This window comes from Phycicoccus endophyticus (assembly GCF_011326735.1).
Lineage (GTDB): Bacteria > Actinomycetota > Actinomycetes > Actinomycetales > Dermatophilaceae > Phycicoccus > Phycicoccus endophyticus.
The window spans coordinates 1-22,504 of record NZ_JAANCN010000013.1 but is presented as its reverse complement, the minus strand read 5'-3'; the positions used below and the strand labels follow the sequence as shown (position 1 = coordinate 22,504).

Sequence of the window (22,504 nt, the reverse complement as noted above, 5' to 3'; positions counted from 1 at the left end):
GGTGTCACCTCGTAGAGTCGATCTCGTGAGCGAGCGATCGGGCTGGATGGTGACCACTCACGATTGGTCTGATGACCTCGATACTCACCACCTCGCGCTCGTCCGCGAGAACGCGGCCGTCTACGGCGCCGGAGGGCTGCGGCACATGATTCTCGAGGTGCTGGCCTACGCAAACGACGAAGCCGAAGCCCGCTGCAGCGTTGGGTTGGCTGTCGTGAGCATGACCGACGACGGAACGGTCACCATCGCTGATGACGGGCGCGGCACCGACACCCGCCTCGACCAGCACGGGAAGGCAGTCCGAAAGCCGGTGATGGCGACCCGGGACATCAGGTTCTTCGACGTCGCGGACGGGCCGACGCTTCCTGACGGGCTGCCGCGCCGGGGGATGTCAACTGTCGCGGCGCTGAGCTCGGTCCTCGTCCACGAGAACCGACGCAGCAACGGAACGTGGACCCAGACCTACCGGTACGGCATCCCCGACGCCGCACTCCACGCACTCCCGAGAGCGCCCAGGACCGGCACCGTCGTGACGTTTCGTCCCGATGCCCGGATCGGCGGTCCGACACGGCTGATGAGTGGTGACGCGCGGGCATTTCCCTGGCTACGCCTGGAGATGCGTGACCGCGGATAGTGCAAGGAGCGGCAGGCGCGTCACAGCGCCGCAAGTTGGGCGCGTCCTATCGAGGCGGCAGCGGGTGCCCAGCCTACGCCATGTAGACGGAATAGTCTACAGGGCGTACGGTTGCCGTATGGCCGACACAACGACGATCCGCGTCAGCCGGGACACTCACGCCCGGGTGACCCGCTTGGCGGCCGAACGCCACGAGTCGATCGATGAGACCGTCCGCAGCGCGTTGCGGGTGCTGCGCCAGGAGGCCATGGGCCGCGACCTCGCCGAAGAACTCGCCGAGGATGAGACGCAGTGGCTCGATGCTGACGCCGGGTGACGTCGTCGAGCTCGACCTCGGCACTCCGGCCGGCAGCGAAGCCGGCCTGCGTCGTCCCGCCGTCGTGGTCACCGCATCCCGTGTACTCGGCGGCGGGCCGAACGTCGTGCAGGTGGTGCCGTTGACCCGCACCATCCGTTCGAGCAGCACGGAGGTGGTCATCGAGCCCGATGCGGGCAACCGTCTCACCGCGCCCTCGTCCGCGCAGTGCCAGCACGTGCGGTCGGTGGCCACCACACGCATCCACCGCCAGGCTGGCAACGTCGGCCCCGTGGCCCTCGGCGAAGTCCGCGAAACGCTAGCGACGCTTCTGGACCTCTGACACCGTTCGAGACCCCGGCAGTGCCTCCACACGGCCCTCTTTGCCGCGAGCGTGCCTGGGAAGCGGCGCGTCCGTCTCCGGTCTGCAACCTGACTGGCGCGCTGAAGCATATGCCCGCCCTCGAAGACCTGGACCGGTGCTGAGCCCGACTACCGTGGCCAGATGGCCACGGGCGGGTGGGGACGGTCCTCGGGGTGGGGTCGGACCTTGACGAAGAGCTGCTACGGCCGGGAGCGGTCGAGCGGCTCGGATTCGCGTTTCTCCTGGCGTACGGACTGACCTGGGTTGTCGCCGCCTGGCTCTGGCGGACCCGGGGGCCTCGTGTCGGCGCCTACGCGGTGCTGTTCCAGGGTGTCGTGGCCCTGCCGCTGGCGTTCGGGCTGCAGGCGCTGACGAATGTCGGCGCCCCTCCGAAGGACCCGATCCTGACCGAGCTCGTCGTGGTGCTTGCCGTGTCGCAGGTGGCCGCGCTGCCCCTCGTCATCGTCCTGGTGGCGACCCGGCGCTGGCTGGCATCGAGTCTCGTCATGGCCGTCGTCACCGCCGTGCACTTCGTTCCGTACTCCTGGCTCTACCGGACACCCCTGTACTACGTACTCGCGGGCGTCCTCGCCGTCGCGATCCCGGTCACGCTGCGGGTCACCACCCGCCGTGATGACGTTTCAGATCGCGACGTCTGGTTAGTGTTCGGCGTCGTCGGGCTGTGCCTCCTCGGCGCCGCCCTCGTGGCGTTGCTTGGCTGAAGGCGGCCGCTGCATTGCGGTCCTAGATGTCACGGAGCGGACCCACCCAGTCTCGTACTCGGCGCCGGCCCCTAGAGTCCGCGAGGCTCTCGACCCAACCGCGAACGATCTTTGACGTAGCCCTTTCCACCGCGAGTCGACCAAGGTTAGAGCCCGATCGCGTCCATGACGAGCTGGTAGCGATTCAGGTCTTCCCGTATCCGTATGGCCGGTTCTGAGCGTGTGTTCATCTCGATGGAGGTGAGCAGTCTGAAGTGCAGGCCGCGCGCGACTGCCGAGAGGGGAACCTCCAGGCTCAGGCGTAGGTCTGGTGGTGCGGCGTGCCAGCAGAGGGCGTCGGCCACGACGACTCCTTTCGCGTACTGCGGGGACCGCCAGTACGGCGAGAAGTCGATGATCCCTGGCGATGCGCCCTTGGCGACGAGCACATTGTTGGTGAGGTCACCATGGATCAGCTGGTCGGGGCCCAGTGGAGCGAAAGCCTCACGCAGCCGTGAGACCAGTTCGGACAGATCGGCCGGAACATCGATCGGATGGGAGCCCCAGGTCGCCCGGTCGGCGCGAGCCCACGCGTCGGTGCGCGCCTCGAGGAACGGTGGGCGCGGTAGGTGCGCGGTTGCGTCGTGCAAGGCTCGACCCGCCGCGAGGACTATCGCCCAGTCCGCCTGGCTCCCGGTGACAGGCGACCCGGGGATCATGGTGACGGCGCCCCAGCCGTCGGCCACCCAGGCCCCGTCGAGGGTTCGTAGGACGGTGGGAAGTCGGAATCCGTCTTGGTCGATGCCGCCCGCGGCTATGCCAGGTTTGCTGAAGGTGTCGCCGCCGACAGGTCTGGAGGCACGAAAGCGGAACGTGTCCGGGAGCACGTCTTGGGGCACGGAGCGCCCGGACGGTCCGCACTTGCGTCCTTCCGCCGCGCAGCGGTCCTCGTCCGGTCGGTTCAGTGCCGCAGTCCTGCCACCACCCGGCCACGGGTGACGACCGTGAGGCCCGTGGTGTCCGGTGGGCTCCACTCACCCGAGGCGGGCGAGCAGCGCGAGGGAGCGCTCGAGCACCAGCCGGGCCGCGTCGGCGTCGTGCTGGGGCAGCGAGCTGTCGAGGAAGAGGTGGACCCGCCCGGGATAGACGAACAGCTCTGCCTCCGGCCGGCCCTCGACGAACGTGCGCGCGGCGTCGAGGTCGCCCTCGGCGCCGAAGAACGGGTCGTCGGCCATGCCGTGCACCTGGAGGGCGATCCCCTCACGCCAGGTGCCGAAGTACGACGGGTCGGCGAACCCCTCGTAGAGCAGCGCGCCGCGGACCCGCGGGTTGCTCACCGCCAGCGCGAGCGCGGGCATCACCCCGAAGGAGATGCCGGCGACGACGAGCGGGTCCGCAGGGGCGCCGAGCGCCTCCGCGCAGGCCAGCGCCCGGGCCTGCAGCTCCTCGACGCCGACCGAGTCGACGAAGGCGGCGCCCTCCTCGATGGTCGCGAACACCTGCCCGTCGAACAGGTCCGGCGTGTGCACGGTGTGGCCCGCGGCGCGCAGGGAGTCGGCCAGCGCGAGGACGCCCGCGGTGCGGCCTTGGACGTGGTGGAACAGCAGCATCTCGGTCACTCCGCGACCATAGGAGTGGTTGCGGACGGAAGGCGTCCGGGATGACGATGGCCGGGTGCGACCCGACACCGGCCCGGCCGCGCGGGCACTCATCACCATGGAGGCGATCCAGGATGCCCCGGGTATCTCCGCGCAGCGCCTCGCCCAGCGCCTCGGGGTGTCCACCCGGGCGGTGCGCCGCTACGTCGGCATCCTGCGGGAGGCGGAGATCCCCGTGGAGTCGCTGCGCGGGCCGGCCGGCGGGTACCGGCTCGGTCGTGGCACCCGGCTGCCCCCGCTGGTCTTCAGCAGCGCCGAGGCGCTCGGCCTCGTCATGGCCGTCCTCGACGGCCACCACCCGACGGCCGACGCCGACGACCCGGTCGCGGTGGCCGTCGCCAAGCTGCTGCGCGCGATGCCCCAGCACGTCGCCGACCAGGCCGACGTCGTGCGCCGGACCACGGCCGCGGCCCCCGACCGCGGCGCCGCACGCCCCGACCCGTCGACGACGGTCGCCCTCGTGCGGGCGCGCAGCGAGCGACGCTGCGTCGCCGTGCAGTACCGCTCCGAGAGCGGACGCGAGTTCACGACGCAGCTCGAGCCGTGGGCCGTCGTCGTCCGCCACGGCCGGTGGTACCTGCTGTGCCGGACCCTCGGCGAGGCGACGGTCCGTACCTACCGCGTCGACCGGATCCGAGGGGTCCGGGAGCTGGCCATCCCCTTCGATCCGCCCGACGGGCTCGACCCGGTGGCCGCGCTCGAGGAGCACCTCGCGGTGGGCTGGGAGTACCCGACCGAGGTGGTCATCGCCGCGCCCCGGGCCGAGCTCGGCGGGCTGCCGCGCACCCTCGGCCGGCTCGAGGAGGTCGACGAGCACTCGACCCGGCTCGTCGGCACGACGAGCAACCTCCACGACTACGCGTGCGCCCTGGCGACCCTCCGCGCGCCCTGGACCGTCGTGCGCGGGCCCGAGCTGCGCGCGGCGGTCGCGGACCTGTCGCGGCGGCTGGCGGCCGCCTCGACCTGACGCCCCCAGGCCCTGACCACACCGCGTCCGGCCGCCGGCCCCGTCCTACTCCTCGGCGAGGGCCGCCACCGGAGCCACCCGGGTCGCCCGCCGGGCCGGGAGCACCGAGGCGAGCAGCCCGCAGGCCACGGCACCGAGCCCGACCAGCGCCAGCCGGCCCCAGGGCACGTCGGGGAGCACCACGACCGCGTCCCCGAACAGGCTCATCGGGCCCGCGATGCCGTAGGCGATGCCGAGGGCGCTCCCGAGGACGGTGGCGACGGCGGCGAGCAGGACGCTCTCGCCCGCGAGCATGCCGGCGAGCTGCCCGCGGGTCAGGCCGAGGGCCCGCAGCAGACCGAGCTCGCGCGTGCGTTCGATGACCGAGAGGGACAACGAGGTGCCGATGCCGACGACGGCGATGACGACCGAGACCGCGAGCAGGGCGGTGACGACGGCGAGGGAGGTCGCGACGAGCCGCTCGAGGTCGGCCCGCGCCGGTGCCCCGCCGGCCACGGTCGCGCCGTCCGACGCGACCAGCCCTTGCGTCTGGGCCACGACGGCTCCCGCGTCGGCCTCGGCGTCGAGGCGGACGAGGACGGCGCGGGTGCCCGCCCCGGGGGCGAGGCGGTGGAGGGTCTCCACCGCGACGGCGAACGGGGTCGGGCTGGTGTCCGAGACCTCGACGGTGACGGGAACCCGGCGACCGTCGGCGACCAGGGTGGTGGGTTCCCCGTCACCCAGGCCTTGCGCCTCGGCGGCCTGGGCCGAGACCATCAGCCTCCCCGGCGCCGGTGCGCCGACGGCGCCACCCCGGACGACGTCCCCCACCTCGGGCGGGAGGGCGAGCACCTCGACCACGGCGCCGGAGCCGACGCGCGCGTCGAGACCAGGGAGGGCCACGCTGCGGGCGACGCCCTCGAGCGAGCTCACGTGCTGCACGGTCGCAGCCGGGAGGTCGGCGACCGCGGTCACCGCGACGTCGACCGGATAGCGCTCGTCCAGCGAGGCCGTGATCGAGCGTTCGGCGGTCGCGGCCCCGACCGACATCATGACGATCAGGGTGACCCCGACGAGCAGGGCGGAGGCCGTCGCCGCCGCCCTGCCGGGCTGCCGGACGGTGTTCTCCACCGCCATCGCACCCGGCACCCCGGCGGTCCGCGCGGGCACGGCCCCCAGCAGGCGGGCCAGCGGGGGCAGGAGCACCGTGCCGACGAGGAGCACCCCGAGGAAGCTCGCCGCCCCGCCGAGGACCGCGACCGGCAGCACCCCCACCACGGCTCCGGCGACGAGCAGGGCCGCGCCGGCCACCCCCAGGAGCAGGCCGGTGCGTACGCGCAGCCGCCCCGGGCGCGTGCCCGTGTGCGGCGCGGGAGCCGGGCGGAGGGCAGCCATCGGAGAGATGCGCGCAGACCTGGCGACGGGGAGGAGGGCTGCGAGCACCGTGACGAGGACGCCCACGGCCGTCGGGACGAGCACGGCCGAGAGGGGCAGCTCGAAGGAGGTCAGCGGGATCCCCAGCCCGGCGGAGGACGCCGCGGCAGCCAGTCCTCGAGCGGCCGCCGCCCCGAGGGCCACGCCACCGAGCGCGCCGAGCAGTCCCAGGGCGGCCGCCTCGAGCAGCGCGGCCCGGAGCACCTGGGAGCGGGTGGCACCCACGGCGCGCAGCAGGGCGGTCTCGCGGGCGCGCCGGGCCAGGAGAACCGAGAAGGTCGTGGCGATGACGATTGCCGAGACGAGCAGCGACACCGCCGCGAAGGCGAGCAGGAAGATCGTGAGCACGTTGCGCCCGCCGGTCATCCGGGCGACGGCCTCGTCGGCCGCCTCGTTCCCGCTGCGCACGGATGCCGACGACCCGAGGGCCCCCTGGACGGCGGTGACGACCGCCGCCGGTGAGGTCCCCGGCGTGCCGTCGACCCGCAGCTCGTCCCACCCCTTGGCCCCGGTGAGCGCGGTGACCTCCTCGGCCACCCCGAAGACGGCGCCCGAGCCCGAGAGCGAGGGGTCGCCCGAGGTGTCGACGAGCCCGACGACGGTTGCTTCCACCCGCCCGGCGGTGAACCGGTCGCCCAGGCCGAGGTTGAGGGCGCTCGCGGACTCCGCGGACAGCGCCACCTCACCGCGACGGGTGGGGGCGCGCCCGGCGCTGAGCCGGGCCGGCCCGCCGGCGGCCGGGGGTGTGCTGACGACGAGGACCCCGGACCCGGCGATCGGCGCGAGGACACCGCGTCGGACGGGGTCCACCCGGGCGGCCTCGGGCAGGGCGCGGACCCGGCCGAGGGTCCCCTCGGGCAGGGTTGCCGTCCGTCCGGCCGACCCCGCGGCAGGGGTCGCGACCGCCGACCAGCGCCCCAGGTCGCCGGCGAGTGCGGCCCGCACGCTCGCGGTCACCGTCGCGCTCAGGACGAGGGTGGTCGCGACGAAGGCGACGCCGAGCACGACCGCCAGGCCGGGCCCGAGGTACCGGCGCGCCTGGCTGCGCAGAGTGGCGAGGACGAGCTCTGTCACGCCGTCGCCCCCAGCGCGCCCATCGCGTCGAGGAGGTCCTCGCGGGAGGCACCCGTCAGGTCACCGACGAGCCTGCCGTCCCGCAGCAGGACGACGCGGTCGGCGGCGGACGCGGCCGCCGGGTCGTGGGTGACCATGACGACGGTCTGGCCGAACTCGCGCACCGACCGGCGCAGGAAGGCGAGCATCTCGCCGCTCGTGTGAGAGTCCAACGCCCCCGTGGGCTCGTCGGCGAAGAGCACGTCCGGGTGGGTGACCAGGGCCCGGGCCATCGCGACCCGCTGCTGCTGCCCGCCGGAGAGCTCGCTCGGGCGGTGGTCGAGCCGCTCGGTCAGCCCGAGCGTGCCGGCCACCTGGTTCAGCCACGCGCGCTCCACGGTGCGGCCCGCGAGCTTGAGGGGGAGGGTGATGTTCTGTCGCGCCGTGAGCATCGGCAGGAGGTTGAAGGCCTGGAAGACGAAGCCGACCCGGCGCCGGCGCAGGAGCGCCAGCTCGCGGTCCGAGAGCCGGGTCAGGTCGGTGTCGCCGAGGAAGACCTGGCCGCAGGTGGGAGCGTCGAGCCCCGCGAGGAGGTGCATGAGGGTCGACTTGCCCGAGCCCGAGGCCCCCATGATCGCGGTGAACTCGCCGGCGGCGAAGGCGACGTCGACGCCGTCGAGGGCGCGTACGGCCTCCTGCCCGGCCCCGTACTCCTTGACGAGCCCCACGGCACGGGCGGCTGCGGTGGCGGTGGGGGTGGGCGCTGCTGGCGGGGTCATGTCCCCACCCTCGCGGCCGGTGGTCGCTGCTCGCGTCGGCCCACGGTGCCGAGCTGGGGCCGCCGGCTACGACCGTGGTCGTACCTCGACCAGGCCACTCTCGTAGGCGAGGATGACCATCTGGACCCGGTCGCGCAGCTGGAGCTTGCCGAGGATGTGCCCGATGTGGGTCTTGACCGTGGCCTCGGCGAGGAAGAGAGCGGCGGCGATCTCCCCGTTGCTCAGGCCCTCGCCGACGGCGGCGAGGACCTCGAGCTCGCGGGGGGTAAGCGGGGCCAGCGCCGCCCGGCGGGCCCCGTCCCGCCCGCTCTCGGTGTCGGGCAGCCGGTCGACGACGTGCTCGAGGAGACGCCGGGTGGCGCTCGGGGCGAGGACGGAGTCGCCGTGCTCGACCGCACGGACCGCGGCGAGCAGCTCCTCGGGGCCACAGTCCTTCAGGAGGAAGCCGGAGGCGCCCGCGCGTAGCGCGGCGTAGACGTACTCGTCGAGGTCGAAGGTGGTCAGGACGAGCACCCGAGGGGAGGGGCCGGGGCGGTCCAGCAGCCGCCGCGTCGCCGTGACGCCGTCCATCCGCGGCATCCGGATGTCCATGAGGACGACATCCGCCCGGGTGCGGGCGAGCAGGTCCAGGGCCTGCTCACCGTCGGCCGCCTCGCCGACGACCTCGAGGTCTTCCTGGGTGTCGAGCACCATTCGGAAGCCGGCACGCACGAGCTCCTGGTCGTCGACGAGGACGAGACGGACCGGTGCACTCGTCACGACGGGGTCCCCGCCGTCGGGAGCAGGGCGCGCACCCGGTAGCCGCCCTCCGGCCGCGGACCGGTCTCGAGCGTCCCGCCGACGGCGACCGCACGCTCGCGCATGCCGACGAGCCCGCTGCCCGGCTCGGCCGCGGGGTCAGCTGCCGCGCCGCGCCCGTCGTCGGTCACCTCGAGCTCGAGCCCCGCGTTGGTACGGCGGAGGCGGACCGTGGCCCGGGTCCCGGGCCCGCCGTGCTTGAGGACGTTGGTCAGCGACTCCTGCGCGATCCGGTAGGCCGCGAGCGAGGTGTCGGTGGGGGCCGGAGCCTCACCGTCGAGGTCGAGCCTGACCTCGAGCCCCGCCTCACGCAGCCGCTCGACGAGGAGGGTGAGGTCCTCCACCCCGGCCACCGGGGTGTAGTCCTCGGCTCCCGCAGCCTCGTCGCGGCGCAGCATGCCGACGAGGTGACGCGTCTCGGTCAGTGCCGAGCGGGCGGTGGCCGCGAGCGTCTCCAGGGTCTCGGCGGCCTGGCCGCGCTCCCATGCGGGGGCGTGGCGGGCCGCGTAGGCGGCGCCGTCGGCCTGGACGACGATGACCGACAGCCCGTGGGCCACGACGTCGTGCATGTCCCGGGCGATCCGGGAGCGCTCGCGCTGGGCGGCGAGCTGCTCGCGCTGGTCGCGCTCACGCAGCAGGGCGGCGTTCTGGTCGGCGAGCCGGGCGACGAGCGCGCGGCGTCGGCGGATGAGGTCGCCGGCGATCCAGGACACGACGGCGACGCCGCCGGTGAAGGTGGCCGAGATGACAGTGGCCGCCCCGAGGTCTGCGCCCCAGCGCACGGCGGCGACGACCCCGCCGAGGACGGCCACACCGAGGGCCGCCCGGCGCGGCCAGGCGTCGCGCGCATAGGCCGCGATGGCATACGTGGCGACGGGGAAGGCGAGGTCGGAGGGCAGGGCGTCCGGCCAGGAGAGGGCCTGGAGGAGGCAGGCGAGCGAGACGACGGTGAAGGTGAGCACCGGGTGCCGCCGCCGCAGCGCGAGGACGAGCGTCATCGCCGACGCGACGGCGACCTCGACCGGGCCGGCCGACGTCACGCCGTGCCGGAGACCCGTGACCGCGGGCGCGCCGAGGAGCAGGAAGAGCAGGCCCGCCACGATGCTGTCGACGACGAGCGGGTGGCGGCGGGGCCAGCCGGTGAGGGCCTGCAGGGTCACCCGCCCAGCGTAGGGAGAGACGCCCGAGGCCACATCAGACCACGGTCGGATGCGCTGCCGCGGTCCTCGGCGGTTCGGGGCCGGTCCGGGCGCGGGGCTCAGCGCGGAGGCAGGCGGTGCAACCGGACGTCGTGTACCCCGCCGGCGTGCAGCCGCAACGTCATCCAGGTGAAGTCCGGCTGACGGCGGCGGTCGGTCGGGGAGCCGGGGTTGAGCAGCCGCAGCCCGGCGTGCTCGGTGTCCCACGGGATGTGGCTGTGCCCGAACACGAGCAGGTCGGCGTCCGGGTACGCGGCGCGCATCCGCTCCTCCCGGCGCCGGCGCGCCCCGGTCTCGTGGACGACGGCGACCCGCACCCCCTCGACCTCGGCACGGGCCACCTCGGGCAGGCGCGCCCGCAGCGGTGCCCCGTCGTTGTTGCCCCAGCACGCGAGCAGCGCCCGGCTGCGCTCGGTGAGCCGGTCCAGGGTCGCCTCGTCGACCCAGTCCCCGGCGTGCACGACGAGGTCGGCGGTCTCGGTGGCGGCCCACAGCGGCGCCGGGAGGTCCTTGGCGCGCCGGGGCAGGTGGGTGTCGCTCATGAGGAGGACGTGGGTGCCGCTCACCGCCCCACCCTCGCACGCCATCGGGGGCTCCTCGCGCGCCCGGGCTGCTCGTTCGCGGCGCCCTCGAGCTTCGCGACGGGGACTGACGCCCGGAGACCTCAGCGGGGGTCGTCGACGGGTGGGAACCCCTCGACGTCGACATGGCGGGCGATGGTCGCGGTGGCCCGGCGCTCGGCGCCCACCGGCACTCCGTGCACGAGGTCGTCGAGGAAGCCGTACCGACGGCGCAGCGAGCGGTGGTAGCTGTCGCTCTCGGACCCGTCGCGCACGTGGTGCCACCAGTCGGCGATGTCGCCCCAGCCCGGGGCCGCCAGCGAGCCGCCGAAGTGCTGGACGGCCAGGGCGGAGCACAGCGAGGCGAAGGCCAGCCGCTGCGGCAACGGCCAGCCGGCGAGCGTGCCGACGACGACGGCGGCTCCGAAGACGTCGCCGGCACCGGTGGGATCGAGGGCCTCGACCCGGACGGCGGGCGTGACCGCCTCCTCACCGGTGTGGGAGTCGATGGCCAGCGCGCCCTCGGCGCCGTTGGTGACGACCGCGAGGGGGACGAGGTCGGCCAGGGCGTAGAGGGCCTCGGTGGGGGTGCGGGTCCGCGTGTAGGCCATGGCCTCGGTGGCGTTGGGCAGGAAGGCGTCGCAGGCGGAGAGCTGGTCGAGCACGTCCCGGGGCCAGCGACCGCTCGGGTCCCACCCGACGTCGGCGAAGACGAGGGCGCCCCCCGCCCTGGCCTGCTCGACCCACGTCGGCTCGGCCTCGCCGAGCAGGGGCCGGTCCGGGGCCAGGTCGGCCATCACGGCACGCGCGCGCGGCGGTGTCCCGACGAGGGCGGCGGCGTCGAGGGGCGGGGCGTGCCCGTGGCTGACCATCCCACGGTCGCGGGCGACGGCCATCGAGACGGTGACCGGTGAGTGCCACCCCTCGAAGCGGCGCGAGCGGCTGAGGTCGACGTGCTCCTCGGTGGCCAGGGTCTCCCAGCAGAAGTCGCCGTAGGCGTCGTCGCCGAAGGCCGCCGACAGCGACGTGCGCAGGCCGAGGCGGCGGGCCGCGACGGCGAGGTTGGCGATGCCTCCCGGGCAGGAGCCCATGCCGTCGGCCCAGACCTCCTCGCCGCCGGCGGGCAGGGCCTCGAGCCCGGTCATGATGATGTCGAGGAAAACCGTCCCCCAGACGAAGACGTCGAGCTCGGGGTCGTCGTCGTCCCGGATCTCGGCGAGTGGGTCGAACGTCGGGGAGGGCACGGTGAAGGATCCTGTCCGTCGGGTGTCGCCAGCATGCACCCGTCGGCGGGCCCCGACAACCAGACAACGACGAGAAAGCGTCATTTGTCGTCATGCGCTGTCTCACGGTGCTCGTTATGGTGGCACCATGCGTGCGGCTCGGCAGCGGTCCATCGTGGGTCGCCTGCGCGCCCAGGGCACGGCCTCGACCGACGAGCTCGCCGACCTCTACGGCGTCAGCCTGGCGACCGTGCGCCGCGACCTGATCGACCTGGAGCGCCTCGGGCAGCTGCGCCGGGTCCACGGCGGCGCGGTCACCCCGGCGGCGCTCGACCCCGACGCCGTCCACGGCTTCGACGAGGTGGCGGCCGACCACGCCGCCGACAAGACCGCCGTTGTCCGGCGCGCCGCGGGCATGGTCGAGGACGGTGACTGTGTCGTCCTCGACATCGGGACGACGACGATGCTGCTGGCGCGTGAGCTGCGCGGTCGGCCGGTCACCGTCGTCACGGCGAGCCTGGCCGTTCTCGACGTCCTGCGCGAGGACGAGGAGGTCGAGCTCATCCTCCTCGGCGGGGTGGTGCGCCGGACCTACCACTCGCTCGTCGGCTCGCTGACCGAGGACGCGCTGCGCCAGGTCCGCGGCCGCCGCGTCTTCCTCGGCGCGAGCGGGGTGCGCGCCGACGGGACCGTGCTCGACACGACCGCCGTCGAGGTACCGGTCAAGCGCGCCCTGCTCGAGGCGGCCGACACCTCGGTCCTGCTCGTCGACCGGCACAAGCTGCCCGGGACCGGTTCGCTGCGCGTCTGCCACGCGGGCGCGGTCGACGTCCTCGTGACCAACGAGGGCGCGGACCCACCGACGCTCGCGGCCTGCCGCGCGGCGGGGACCTCGGTGGTGCTCGCGTGAGGCTCGCGATGCTCGGTGGCGGCGGCTTTCGCACCCCCCTGGTCTACGGGGCGCTGCTGCGCGACCGGCACGAGCGGCGGGTGTCCGAGGTCTGGCTGCACGACGTCGACGAGCGCCGCCTGGCGACCGTCCGCCGGGTCCTCGCCGAGCTCGCGGACGGGCACGAGGACGCCCCGGTCGTCCACGCGACGACAGACCTGGACACCGCCCTCGAGGGCAGCGAGTTCGTCTTCTCCGCCGTCCGGGTGGGGGGCCTGGAGGGCCGGGTGGCCGACGAGCGGGTCGCCCTCGACCTCGGGCTGCTCGGCCAGGAGACCACCGGCCCGGGGGGCCTCTCCTACGGGCTGCGCACCGTCCCGGTCGCCGTCGACGTCGCGCGCCGGGTCGCGGCCCTCGCGCCGGACGCCTGGGTCATCAACTTCACGAACCCGGCGGGGATGATCACCGAGGCGATGCAGTCCGTGCTCGGCCCGCGGGTCGTCGGCATCTGCGACAGCCCGATCGGGCTGGCCCGACGGGCCGCCGCGACCCTCGGGGTCGACCCGTCCGCGACGCGTGTCGACTACGTGGGCCTGAACCACCTCGGGTGGCTGCGCGGCCTGTGGCACGAGGGCCGTGACGTGCTGCCCGACCTGATCGCCGACGACGGTGGTCTCGCGGCGATGGAGGAGGGCCGGCTGTTCGGGCCGGACTGGGTGCGCAGCCTCGGCATGGTCCCCAACGAGTACCTCTACTACTACTACTTCACCCGGGACGCCGTCCGCTCGATCACCACCGCGCCCCACACCCGCGGCGAGTACCTGCTGGACCAGCAGCGCAGGTTCTACGCGGCCGTGGGCGGCGACCGCCGGGGAGCCCTCGCGGAGTGGGACCGGGTGCGGACGGAGCGCAACGCCACGTACATGCGCGAGGCCCGGGACGACGGTGAGGCGCGGGCCGAGGCGGACGTGCACGGCGGAGGCTACGAGGGGGTGGCGCTGGCCATCATGGCCGCCATCGCGCGGGGTGAGCCGGCCGAGCTCATCCTCAACGTGCCGGCCGGGGGGACGGTCCCGGGGCTGCCGGACGACGCCGTCGTCGAGGTCCCCTGCACGGTCGACGCCGCCGGCCCCCGCCCCCACCCCCTGCCCCCGCTCACCGGGCATCCGCTCGGGCTCGTCCAGCAGGTCAAGGCCGTCGAGCGGCTCGTCATCGAGGCGGCCCTGACCGGCTCCGAGCGCCGGGCCGTGCAGGCCTTCGCGCTGCACCCCCTCGTGGACTCGGTCACCGTGGCCCGCGAGCTGCTCACCGGCTACCGGGCCCGCATCCCCGCGGTCGAGGCGGTCTTCGCCCGCTGAGGTCGCCACCCACGGCGCACCCGGTCGTTCGGCCGAGGCGCCCGTCCCTTCCCTGGCATAGCCTGTCCCCGACCCGGCCGGAGCCCCGGCCTCGAGGAGGAGATGGCCGTGAGCGCACCCCCCGGATGGCACCGTCAGCCCGACGGCCGCGACCGCTGGTGGGACGGGCAGCAGTGGACCGACCACGTCCGCGACCCGCAGCCGACCCCGCCGGTCCCCGCGCCGGGCGCCCCGGCAGGGGCGACGCCCCCGCGCCAGGGGATGAGCGGCGTGGCCAAGGGGTGCCTGGTCGCCGCCGTCGTCGGCGTCGTCGCCCTGGTCGTCGCCGTCGCCGTCGTCGTCGCCCTCATCGCCCGAGGGGTCGACTCCGCTGTCGACGACGTCCGTTCGGCCCTGCCGACCTCGACCTCGTTCCCCTCCGGTCTGGCGGAGGGCGGCGACCCGGTCGTCGTCACCGTGGGCGAGGGCTTCGAGCTGCCGGGCGTCTCGGTCGACGCGGGGTGGAGCCTCGCGGACGGCAGCCTCGGCCGTGACGTCGAGGGGATGACCGCGACGCTCGACACGACCGACGAGGACGAGGCCGTGCGGATCTTCTCGATGTCCTTCGAAGGCGGCGCCGAGACGGTGTGCACCGCGTCCACCGACGGCGGCTCCCAGCCGGTGGAGGTGACCTGCATCCCGCTCTTCGAGGACGTCCCCGACGACGCCGAGGTGACGGTGACGCCGACGTTCTGAGGCCTACCGGCCGCGGGTGGCGGCGATGACGTCGTGGACGAGGCCGTCGGCCCGCAGGTCCCCGGCCTCGACCTCGGGGGAGAACCCGAGGCGGACGACGACGAGGTGCTGGGAGGGCACGACGTACAGGCGCTGCCCGTCGTGGCCACTGGCCCAGTAGGCGTCCGCCGGCAGGCCCCGGACGACCCGCGAGCCGTCGGCGCGGGTGTTCGACCACCACCCCGCGGCATAGCCGTCGGCGTCGGTCTGCGCCACCTTGGTCACCGTCGTCGAGCGGGTCATCCACCCGTGCGGCAGGAGGCGCTTGCCGTTCCACACCCCGTCCTGGAGGGCGAACTGACCGAGGGTGGCCCAGTCGCGTGGGGTCGCCCACAGGTACGAGCTGCACACCGGGGTCCCGCTCGCGTCCACCTCCCACACGGCCGAGGACAGCCCGAGCGGCGCGAAGAGCTTGCGCCGGGGGAAGTCGCGCTCGGGGACGTCGGCCTGTGCGTCGAGCCACGAGCAGACGATGTTCGTCGAGCCGCTCGAGTACTGCTGGTAGGTGCCCGGCTGGTGGGCCAGCGGCTGTGAGGCGGCGAAGCCGGCCATGTCCGGCTCGGCGTAGAGCATCTCGGTGATCGGGGTGCCGAGGTCGTAGGTCTCGTCCCACCGCAGCCCGCTCGTCATGCGCATCAGCTGGTCGACGGTGATGTCCGCCCGCTCGTCGGTCCACTCCGGGCGCACGGTCGCCGCCGAGACGTCGAGCTTGCGGTCCCTGACGTACCGCCCGACGAGCAGGTTCGTCGCGCTCTTGGCCATCGACCAGCCGAGCTGGGGGGTGTCCACGTCGAAGCCGTCCGCGTACCGCTCGGCGAGCAGCTCGCCGTCCTTGACGACGACGACCCCCCGGGTACCGAGCTCCTCACGGGCGTCGGCGTCGAGGTCGTCGCCGAACGCCCGCGCGAGGGCGGCGGTCAGCCGCTTGCCGGCCTTGGGGGTCGGCGCGTCGGCGAGCGGGTTGCCCTCGGTGTCGACCGCCGTGGGCGCGATCGCCTGCTCCGGACGGTCCGTGGCCACGGTGCAGCCGTACCCCGGTGAGTACCAGGCCTTCTGCTTCGCGAACAGCCACCCCACGGCGGAGGTCGCCGAGTGGCCCGCGAGGTTGACGTACCCGGTGAGGTACGGCACGAGCGGGTTGGGGGGCAGGTCGTCCTCGGGGTCGTCGCGCCCGGCGACGAGGGTGACCGCACAGGCGTTGTGCGCGGCGTACCCGGTACCCGTGACGAGCAGCGGCCGGTAGTGCCGGTAGCCCACGACCGCGCCGACGACGGCCGCGACGAGGAGCAGGGCGAGGACCCGGCGGAGGACACGCATGGCGGTGACGGTACCGCCCACCGCCCCCGGAACCGTGGACCCGGGCTCAGGCGGCCGCCCCCGGCTCGAGGCGCTCGCGCAGGCGGGTGAGCAGCTGGCCGAGCAGTCGCGAGACCTGCATCTGGCTGACCCCGATGACCTCCCCGATCTCGCTCTGGGTGCGCTCCTCGACGAACCGCAGGCGCAGGATGACCCGTTCGCGCGGGGAGAGGCGCCCCATCTCCGCGTGCAGGGCTGCCCGCAGCACGATCTCGCCGGCCTCGTCCCGGGTCGAGGCGAGGTGGTCGCCGACCGCGCTGCCGCCGGGCAGCAGGGCGTCGAGCGAGTCGGGGGTGAAGGCCGAGGCCGTGGCGCGGGCACCGCGCACCTCCTCGACCGTGCGGCCGAGGGCCGCCGCGAGCTCGGCGCCCGTGGCCTCGTGCCCGGTGCGGTGGCGCAGCTCCTCCTCGGCGGCGACGACCTCGGCGCGCAGCTCCTGGACCGCGCGTGGGGGGCGTACGGCCCACCCGGCGTCCCGGAAGTGCCGCTTGAGCTCGCCGCGCACCGAGGGCACGGCGTAGGCGACGAACCCCCGCCCGGCGCCGGGTCGGTAGCGGTGGACCGCCGCGACGAGGGCGGTGCGGGCCACCTGGACGAGGTCGTCGGCCTCGATACCCCGCCCGGCGTAGCGAGCGGCGAGCGAGTCGGCGAGCGGCAGGGTCGCGGTCACGACGTCGGCGAGCAGGGCCGCGCGGGTGGCGGGCACGCTCGAGCGATACAGCTGCTCGAGGAGGTGCTCGAGATGCTCGTCGGAGCGCCGGACGTCCTCGCGCCCGACGTCGCGCGTCGCGCGCGCGCAGGGCAGCGGCGTCACGGGAGGGGCAGGGGTCGTCATCGGGTACCTCCGGTCCTTCGGTGTGGACCGGTGGCACGCTGCTGAACCACCGACGGCCCCCGAACGGGGGACCGCTGACGACGCTACCTGCTGGCCCCGACACTGTCCTCCCACGGGACCGTGGAGCCGGCGGCGGGGCTGTTTCGTCGAAGGTTGGCGGGGTAACGTCGAGGCGGCCGTCCCGGGGACAGGGGCGCCACGGACGAGGAGGTCACGGGGATGTCGACGGTGCACGGTGCGGGCGGCGCGGACCCGGAGGCGACACTCGCCGCGGACCTCGCCGGGCTGCGGGTGGCCCTGGCGGAGCACCCCTTCCCCACCCGGCAGGACGACCTCATCGCCGCGTGCATCGGCCGTGGCGTCCCGGCGCGGCTGTGCTGCCGGCTCTCCCGGCTGACCCGCACACGCGAGTACGCGTCGATGGCCGAGGTCTGCGCCGACATCGTGCGCGTCGAGGAGGAGGCCCACGCCCTCGACGGGTGAGCCCCGGCCGCGGCGGGGGCAACGCCCGGCCCGACCCAGTAGCCTTCGTCGTTCACGGGCCGCGGGCCGGCGGCCCGCCGACGGGAGGAGCCCCGATGGCCGCAGGCCTGGTCGCGCTGCTCGACGACATCGCCGCCATCGCCAAGCTCGCCGCCGCCTCGGTCGACGACGTCGGCGCGGCCGCCGGGCGCGCGAGCGCGAAGGCGGCCGGGGTGGTCGTCGACGACACCGCGGTGACCCCGCGCTACGTCCACGGCGTCACGCCCGAGCGGGAGCTGCCGATCGTCCGCAAGATCGCCGTCGGCTCGGTCCGCAACAAGCTGCTCGTCATCCTCCCGGTGGCCCTGGTCCTCAGCGAGCTCCTCCCGTGGCTGCTCTCGCCGATCCTCATGGCCGGCGGGACCTACCTCGCCTACGAGGGTGCGGAGAAGGTCTGGGAGAAGCTCGCGCACGCGCCGGGGCACGACGAGCCGGTCGCGGCGGTCGGCCCCGAGGCGGAGGCGTCGATGGTCTCCGGGGCGATCCGGACCGACCTGATCCTCTCGGCGGAGATCATGGTCATCGCCCTCGACGACGTCGCGTCCGAGGGGCTGTGGACCCGCGCGGTCGTGCTCGTCGTCGTCGCCGTGGTCATCACCGCCCTCGTCTACGGCGTCGTCGGGCTCATCGTGAAGATGGACGACATCGGGCTGCACCTGGCCGAGCGCTCGGCCCCCGCCGTGCGGCGGGTCGGCGAGGGCCTGGTCACGGCGATGCCCAGGGTCCTCGCCGCACTCTCCACCCTCGGCGTGGTGGCCATGCTCTGGGTGGGCGGGCACATCCTCCTCGTCGGTGCCGACGAGCTGGGCTGGAGCGGCCCGTACGGCGTGGTCCACCACGCGGCCGACGCCGTGCACGAGGCGACCGGCGCGCTCGGCGGGGTGCTCGGGTGGCTCGTCGAGACCTTCGCCTCGAGCGTGGCGGGCGCCGTCGTCGGCGCGCTCGTCGTCCTCGTCGTGCTCGGCATCCACCGGGCCCGCCGGGGACCGGCCGACCCCGCCTGAGCGGGTCGGGCGGAGGGCGGTCAGCCGGCGGCCGCCCGGAGCCGCTCGAGCAGCTCCGGGGCCACCTCCTCGAGGAAGCGGGTCTGGTGCTCCCCGCCGACCTGGACGAGGGCGATGTCGGTGAAGCCGGCCTCCCAGAACGGCGCGACCGACTCCACGATGTGGTCCAGGTCGGGCCCGCAGGGGATCGAGGCGGCGACGTCCTCCTCGCGCACGAACTGGGTCGCGCCACTGAAGCCCAGGGGCGTCGGGAGGTCGGCGTTGACCTTCCACCCGCCCGCGAACCAGCGGAACTGCTCGTGGGCCCGGGTGACCGCGGCCTGCTCGGAGGGGTCCCAGCAGACGGGGATCTGGCCGATGGCCCGGGCCCCCGACCCGATCGTCGACCCCGCCAGCTCGTTCCAGTCCTCGACCACCTGGCCGTCCGGCTCGACGGCGATCAGGTGGTCGGCCAGCGGGCCGAACCGCTCGATCCCCTCCCGGCCGCTCACGGCGACGGCGATGTCGACGCCCTCGTCCGGCAGGTCCCAGATGCGGGCGGAGTCGACGTCGAAGTAGTCGCCGCGGAAGGTCACGAGCTCACCGGTGTGCAGCCGACGGATGACCTCGATGGCCTCGGCGAGCATGTCCTGGCGGTGGGTCACCGCCGGCCAGCCCTCGCCGATGACGTGCTCGTTGAGGTTCTCGCCCGAGCCCAGGCCCAGGGTGAACCGCCCGTCGGCGAGGATCTGCAGCGTCGCGGCCTTCTGGGCGACCACGGCCGGGTGGTAGCGCATCGTCGGGCAGGTGATGTACGTCGCGAGCTCGACCCGCGAGGTCACCTGCGCGACGGCGCCGAGGACGGTCCACGCGTAGGGGGCGTGGCCCTGCTCGGTGAGCCACGGCGAGAAGTGGTCGCTCGAGACGAGCAGGTCGAAGCCGGCCTGCTCGGCGCGCACGGCGGCGTCGACGAGCTCCTTGGGGCCGCTCTGCTCGGTCATCAGGGTGAAGCCGAAACGGGTCACGGGTGTGCTCCTCGGGGTCGGGGTCGCGGTCGGGGGGACCGGACGGCGGCGACCGGTCCCCACGCGGTCCTACCCCGCCGAGCACCTCAGCGAACGCCACGGGCGTGGCCTGGCCGGAGGCCGTCGAACCTCGCTCGCCGGCGGCGGCCGGGAAGGGTCGGGGCCACCGGCCGGTTGTGCCCGGTGACCACCGACGAGGAAGGACCTCCCATGCCCACCACCGACCAGCCCACCATCGCCGTCCTCGGCGCCACCGGACATCTCGGCCGGCTCGCCGTCGAGCACCTCCTCCAGCGCGGGGTGGAGCCGGGCCGGGTCGTCGCGACCGGGCGTGCCGTCGAGCGCCTCGAGGACCTCGCCGGGCAGGGGGTTCGGGTCCTGCCCGTCGAGCGCGACGACGCCGGGGCCGTGCGCTCCGCGCTCGAGGGCGTCGACCGGGTCCTGCTCGTCTCCGGTACCGACCCGGGCCGGGTCGAGCAGCACCGCATCGCCATCGAGGCGGCGGCCGACGCGGGGGTCGAGCTGCTCGGCTACACCTCCGGCCCGCACGCCGACACCTCCTCGGTCCTGCTCATGGCCGACCACCGGGAGACCGAGGAGCTGCTCGAGGCCTCCGCGGTGCCGTCGGTCGTCCTGCGCAACGCCTGGTACGTCGAGAACTACACCGCCCAGGTCGCGACCTACCGCGAGCACGGCATGGTCGGGGCGGCGGGGGAGGGACGGGTGTCGCTCGCGCTGCGCCGGGAGTACGCCGAGGCCGCTGCCGCGGCCCTGACCGGTGAGGGCCACGCGGGGAAGGTCTACGAGCTGGGCGGGCCGGCGGTCACGATGCCGGAGATCGCCGAGGCGGTCTCCGCGGTCATCGGCGAGCAGGTCGCCTACACCGACGTGGCGGTCGAGGCGCTGCGGGGGATCCTCGCCGACGCCGGCGTGCCGGCACCGATGGACGCCGTGTTCGCCGACGTCGACCGTGGCATCGCCGCGGGCGAGCTGCTCGTGCCCACCGAGGACCTGGAGCGGCTGCTCGGCCGGCCGGCCACTCCCCTGCGCGCGGCCGTCGAGGAGGCGCTCTCCGCCGGCTGAGCCGGCCGGGAGCTCAGCGCGGCGGCGCGCACGCCCCGGCCGTGAGCAGGCGCTGTCCGAGCGCGCCGAGGGCGAGCAGCGCGACGGGGGCCAGGGCCGCCGTCGAGACCGAGACCCCGGCCGTGAGCCAGGCGACCACGAGCAGGACGAGCCCGCCGGCCGCGCAGGGCGCGCCGGGCCGGTGCAGCCGTGGCGGCCAGCTGCGCGGCAGGTAGGTCGCGAGCGTCGCGGCGCTGGCCAGGCCCGCCACGGCGAGCAGGCCCCAGCCCGCGACGCTCGGCGCGAACGCCGGGGGCAGCGCGTCGGCGAGCCCCCACGTGAGGAGCGGGGCGAGCAGCGCGAGCGCCAGGAGCCGGGCGGGCGTCCACGTGGGGGTGGCCCGCCGCCCGGCGCCCGGCAGCGCCGAGAGGGCCTCGACCCGGGGCGGCGCCCCGAGGTCGAGGCCCGGCGCCGGGTGGGTCACCGGTGCCCGGTGCCGGCAGCGGGCCCGCCCGCTGCGTCGTCACGGCACGTGCACCGCTGCTCGGGGGCGACGCCGGCCATGACGAGGTCGACGTGCATGCCGCAGCCGGCCCACGTCGTCTTGCCGCACGAGTGGCAGCGGATGGGGGAGCACATGGAGCACCTCCGGGGTCGGGGAGTCGGGTGGAGCCGATGCTAGCCGGATACCCCGTGGGGTATCAAGTCGGCCCGGTCAGACCCGCAGCGGGGGCACCGAGCGGGCCGTGCGGCGCGAGCGCAGGGCGACGAGCGCCGCGAGGACGACGACCACGGTGATGACCGAGAAGCCGAGGGTCGGCTGCAGCGGGACGAGGATGCCGATCGAGCCGCCGAGGACCCAGAACCCCTGGAGGATGGTCTCCGACCACGAGAACACCCGCGCCCGGACCAGGTCGGCGACGTCGCGCTGGATGAGCGCGTCGAGGCACAGCTTGGCGAGCTGGCCGTACAGCCCCGCGACGAGCCCGACGAGCAGCAGCGCCCAGAACGAGTAGAGCAGGGCGGTGACGAGCGCGACCACCACGGCGACCCCGGCGACCGCACTCGCCATGAGCTCCGGCGCCGGCGTGTGCCGGCGGTTGCCGATGAGCGAGCCCGTCGCGTTGCCCACGCCCGCCGTGCCGACGACGCAGGCGAGGACCAGCGGCCCGCTCCACCCCGGCAGCGGGTGCTCGCGCATGAGGAACATGAGGAAGAGGGTGAGGAAGCCCGAGAGCATCCGGGCCCCGGTCGTCAGCCACAGGACGTAGCGCACCGAGACCGGCAGCGCGCGCATCCGGCGCGCCCCGCGCTCGGGCTCGTCGAGCGGCTCCTCGCCCACGGGCGTGCCGTCGACGTCGACCTCGCCGACCGAGGAGTCCACCCGGGCCGGCAGCCGGATCGACAGCACGGTGGCGACGACGAAGACGACGAAGGCCACCCGCAGTGACCATTCCGGGCCGAGCCGGGAGGCGGCACCGGCCACGCCCCCGCCGGTGCTCATCCCGATGATGCCGGCGATGTTCAGCCGGGAGTTGGCGGTGACCAGCGTGATGCCGCGAGGCAGCAGCCGGGGCACTGCGGCGGCCCGCGCCACCGCGTAGGACCGCGACGCGACGAGGCAGCCGAGTGCCGCGGGGAAGAGCCACGGGCTGTCGTCGACGACGGCCGAGGCGAGCACCCACGCGAGGAACCCGCGGGTCGCCAGCGTGGTGCCGAGCGCCCAGCGCCGCCCGTGCCGGAAGCGGTCGAGCAGCGGCCCGATGAGCGGCGCGAGCAGGACGAACGGGGCCATCGTCAGCAGGAGGAAGAGGGCCACCCGGCCGCGCGCCTCGTCGGTCGGCATCGCGAACACCGTGCCCGCGAGGGAGACCGTGACCGCGGCGTCGCCCGCGACGTTGACCGCGTGCAGCTCGGTGAGCCGGGAGAGCCCGGTGTCCGCCGCGCCGTCGGCGCTCGCGAACCGGCGGAAGCGGACCCCGACGGCGCGGCTGCCGCGGCCGAGCAGCCGGGCCGAGGCGGCGCCGCCGCGGCCGACGGCCCGGAGACCGGCGCC

Annotated in this window: 25 protein-coding genes; 11 read left to right on the top strand and 14 right to left on the bottom strand. The window is 74.7% G+C overall.

What is annotated here, in order from left to right; genetic code table 11:
- The first annotated feature begins 25 nt into the window (after positions 1–25).
- From G8D98_RS13015 to G8D98_RS13000, 4 genes are all read left to right on the top strand, one after another.
- Entirely contained in the window at positions 26–634 is a 609-nt protein-coding gene (locus G8D98_RS13015; protein WP_205859784.1) for an ATP-binding protein, read from the top strand.
- 118 nt (positions 635–752) lie between these two features.
- Positions 753–950 carry a hypothetical protein gene (locus tag G8D98_RS13010; protein ID WP_166104120.1) on the top strand — a complete coding sequence of 66 codons (198 nt, stop codon included), beginning with the start codon at positions 753–755 and terminating at the stop codon, positions 948–950.
- The gene (locus tag G8D98_RS13005; RefSeq protein ID WP_166104117.1) at positions 934–1,272 is read left to right on the top strand and encodes a type II toxin-antitoxin system PemK/MazF family toxin; all 339 of its coding nucleotides are present in this window, start codon (positions 934–936) and stop codon (positions 1,270–1,272) included. Before G8D98_RS13010 ends, G8D98_RS13005 begins: the two co-directional genes overlap by 17 nt.
- Positions 1,273–1,448: 176 nt before the next feature.
- Positions 1,449–2,015: a DUF7010 family protein gene (locus G8D98_RS13000; RefSeq protein WP_166104114.1), complete on the top strand. Its 567-nt coding sequence runs from the start codon at positions 1,449–1,451 to the stop codon at positions 2,013–2,015.
- Positions 2,016–2,161: 146 nt separating this feature from the next.
- Here G8D98_RS13000 and G8D98_RS12995 read toward each other — a convergent pair whose 3' ends face one another.
- Entirely contained in the window at positions 2,162–2,740 is a 579-nt protein-coding gene (locus G8D98_RS12995; RefSeq protein ID WP_166104112.1) for a phosphotransferase, read from the bottom strand.
- A 288-nt stretch (positions 2,741–3,028) separates the two neighbouring features.
- Positions 3,029–3,604 (bottom strand): dienelactone hydrolase family protein, encoded by a 576-nt coding sequence (locus G8D98_RS12990; RefSeq protein ID WP_229661978.1) that lies wholly within the window; start codon positions 3,602–3,604, stop codon positions 3,029–3,031.
- 64 nt (positions 3,605–3,668) lie between these two features.
- Here G8D98_RS12990 and G8D98_RS12985 point away from each other — a divergent pair, with 64 nt between their 5' ends.
- Positions 3,669–4,619 carry a helix-turn-helix transcriptional regulator gene (locus G8D98_RS12985; protein ID WP_166104106.1) on the top strand — a complete coding sequence of 317 codons (951 nt, stop codon included), beginning with the start codon at positions 3,669–3,671 and terminating at the stop codon, positions 4,617–4,619.
- Positions 4,620–4,664: 45 nt separating this feature from the next.
- On the opposite strand, the gene G8D98_RS12980 is transcribed toward G8D98_RS12985, so the two are convergent.
- From G8D98_RS12980 to G8D98_RS12955, 6 genes are all read right to left on the bottom strand, one after another.
- Positions 4,665–7,106: an ABC transporter permease gene (locus G8D98_RS12980; protein WP_166104104.1), complete on the bottom strand. Its 2,442-nt coding sequence runs from the start codon at positions 7,104–7,106 to the stop codon at positions 4,665–4,667.
- On the bottom strand, positions 7,103–7,864 hold the full coding sequence (locus tag G8D98_RS12975) for an ABC transporter ATP-binding protein (protein ID WP_166104101.1): 762 nt from the start codon (positions 7,862–7,864) through the stop codon (positions 7,103–7,105). Before G8D98_RS12975 ends, G8D98_RS12980 begins: the two co-directional genes overlap by 4 nt.
- A gap of 66 nt (positions 7,865–7,930) precedes the next feature.
- Positions 7,931–8,623: a response regulator transcription factor gene (locus tag G8D98_RS12970; RefSeq protein WP_166104098.1), complete on the bottom strand. Its 693-nt coding sequence runs from the start codon at positions 8,621–8,623 to the stop codon at positions 7,931–7,933.
- Positions 8,620–9,822, bottom strand: a complete 1,203-nt coding sequence (locus G8D98_RS12965) for a sensor histidine kinase (RefSeq protein WP_166104095.1) — start codon at positions 9,820–9,822, stop codon at positions 8,620–8,622. The genes G8D98_RS12970 and G8D98_RS12965 overlap by 4 nt, the downstream gene beginning before the upstream one ends.
- Positions 9,823–9,920: 98 nt before the next feature.
- Positions 9,921–10,448, bottom strand: a complete 528-nt coding sequence (locus G8D98_RS12960; RefSeq protein ID WP_166104092.1) for a metallophosphoesterase family protein — start codon at positions 10,446–10,448, stop codon at positions 9,921–9,923.
- A gap of 77 nt (positions 10,449–10,525) precedes the next feature.
- Positions 10,526–11,665: a carbohydrate kinase family protein gene (locus tag G8D98_RS12955; protein WP_229661975.1), complete on the bottom strand. Its 1,140-nt coding sequence runs from the start codon at positions 11,663–11,665 to the stop codon at positions 10,526–10,528.
- Between the two features lie 127 nt (positions 11,666–11,792).
- On the opposite strand from G8D98_RS12955, the gene G8D98_RS12950 reads away from it, so the two are divergent.
- The 3 genes from G8D98_RS12950 (at position 11,793) to G8D98_RS15375 (ending at position 14,626) form a co-directional block, all read left to right on the top strand.
- Complete coding sequence (locus G8D98_RS12950; protein ID WP_166104087.1) at positions 11,793–12,554, top strand: DeoR/GlpR family DNA-binding transcription regulator; 762 nt, start codon at positions 11,793–11,795, stop codon at positions 12,552–12,554.
- A complete protein-coding gene (locus G8D98_RS12945) occupies positions 12,551–13,891 on the top strand; it encodes a 6-phospho-beta-glucosidase (RefSeq protein ID WP_166104084.1) in 1,341 nt (446 codons plus the stop codon). The genes G8D98_RS12950 and G8D98_RS12945 overlap by 4 nt, the downstream gene beginning before the upstream one ends.
- 108 nt (positions 13,892–13,999) lie before the next feature.
- Positions 14,000–14,626: a DUF2510 domain-containing protein gene (locus G8D98_RS15375; RefSeq protein ID WP_205859783.1), complete on the top strand. Its 627-nt coding sequence runs from the start codon at positions 14,000–14,002 to the stop codon at positions 14,624–14,626.
- A 3-nt stretch (positions 14,627–14,629) separates the two neighbouring features.
- Here the strand turns inward: G8D98_RS15375 and G8D98_RS12935 are convergent, their stop codons facing one another.
- A complete protein-coding gene (locus G8D98_RS12935; RefSeq protein WP_166104082.1) occupies positions 14,630–15,982 on the bottom strand; it encodes a serine hydrolase domain-containing protein in 1,353 nt (450 codons plus the stop codon).
- 46 nt (positions 15,983–16,028) lie between these two features.
- Complete coding sequence (locus tag G8D98_RS12930; protein WP_166104079.1) at positions 16,029–16,856, bottom strand: sigma-70 family RNA polymerase sigma factor; 828 nt, start codon at positions 16,854–16,856, stop codon at positions 16,029–16,031.
- Positions 16,857–17,075: 219 nt separating this feature from the next.
- Between G8D98_RS12930 and G8D98_RS12925 the strand changes: the two genes are divergently transcribed.
- Together G8D98_RS12925 and G8D98_RS12920 are read left to right on the top strand one after the other, a co-directional pair.
- Positions 17,076–17,339: a DUF2795 domain-containing protein gene (locus G8D98_RS12925; RefSeq protein WP_166104077.1), complete on the top strand. Its 264-nt coding sequence runs from the start codon at positions 17,076–17,078 to the stop codon at positions 17,337–17,339.
- A gap of 95 nt (positions 17,340–17,434) precedes the next feature.
- The gene (locus G8D98_RS12920) at positions 17,435–18,382 is read left to right on the top strand and encodes a DUF808 domain-containing protein (protein WP_166104074.1); all 948 of its coding nucleotides are present in this window, start codon (positions 17,435–17,437) and stop codon (positions 18,380–18,382) included.
- Between the two features lie 20 nt (positions 18,383–18,402).
- Here G8D98_RS12920 and G8D98_RS12915 read toward each other — a convergent pair whose 3' ends face one another.
- Positions 18,403–19,386: an LLM class F420-dependent oxidoreductase gene (locus tag G8D98_RS12915; RefSeq protein WP_205859782.1), complete on the bottom strand. Its 984-nt coding sequence runs from the start codon at positions 19,384–19,386 to the stop codon at positions 18,403–18,405.
- 210 nt (positions 19,387–19,596) lie between these two features.
- On the opposite strand from G8D98_RS12915, the gene G8D98_RS12910 reads away from it, so the two are divergent.
- Entirely contained in the window at positions 19,597–20,469 is an 873-nt protein-coding gene (locus tag G8D98_RS12910) for an SDR family oxidoreductase (RefSeq protein ID WP_166104071.1), read from the top strand.
- A 13-nt stretch (positions 20,470–20,482) separates the two neighbouring features.
- On the opposite strand, the gene G8D98_RS12905 is transcribed toward G8D98_RS12910, so the two are convergent.
- From G8D98_RS12905 to G8D98_RS12895, 3 genes are all read right to left on the bottom strand, one after another.
- Complete coding sequence (locus G8D98_RS12905) at positions 20,483–20,932, bottom strand: hypothetical protein (protein ID WP_166104069.1); 450 nt, start codon at positions 20,930–20,932, stop codon at positions 20,483–20,485.
- Positions 20,929–21,087 (bottom strand): hypothetical protein, encoded by a 159-nt coding sequence (locus G8D98_RS12900; RefSeq protein ID WP_166104066.1) that lies wholly within the window; start codon positions 21,085–21,087, stop codon positions 20,929–20,931. The genes G8D98_RS12905 and G8D98_RS12900 overlap by 4 nt, the downstream gene beginning before the upstream one ends.
- Before the next feature lie 76 nt (positions 21,088–21,163).
- Positions 21,164–22,504: MFS transporter (locus G8D98_RS12895; protein ID WP_166104063.1), on the bottom strand; the 1,341-nt coding region annotated here is incomplete at its 5' end.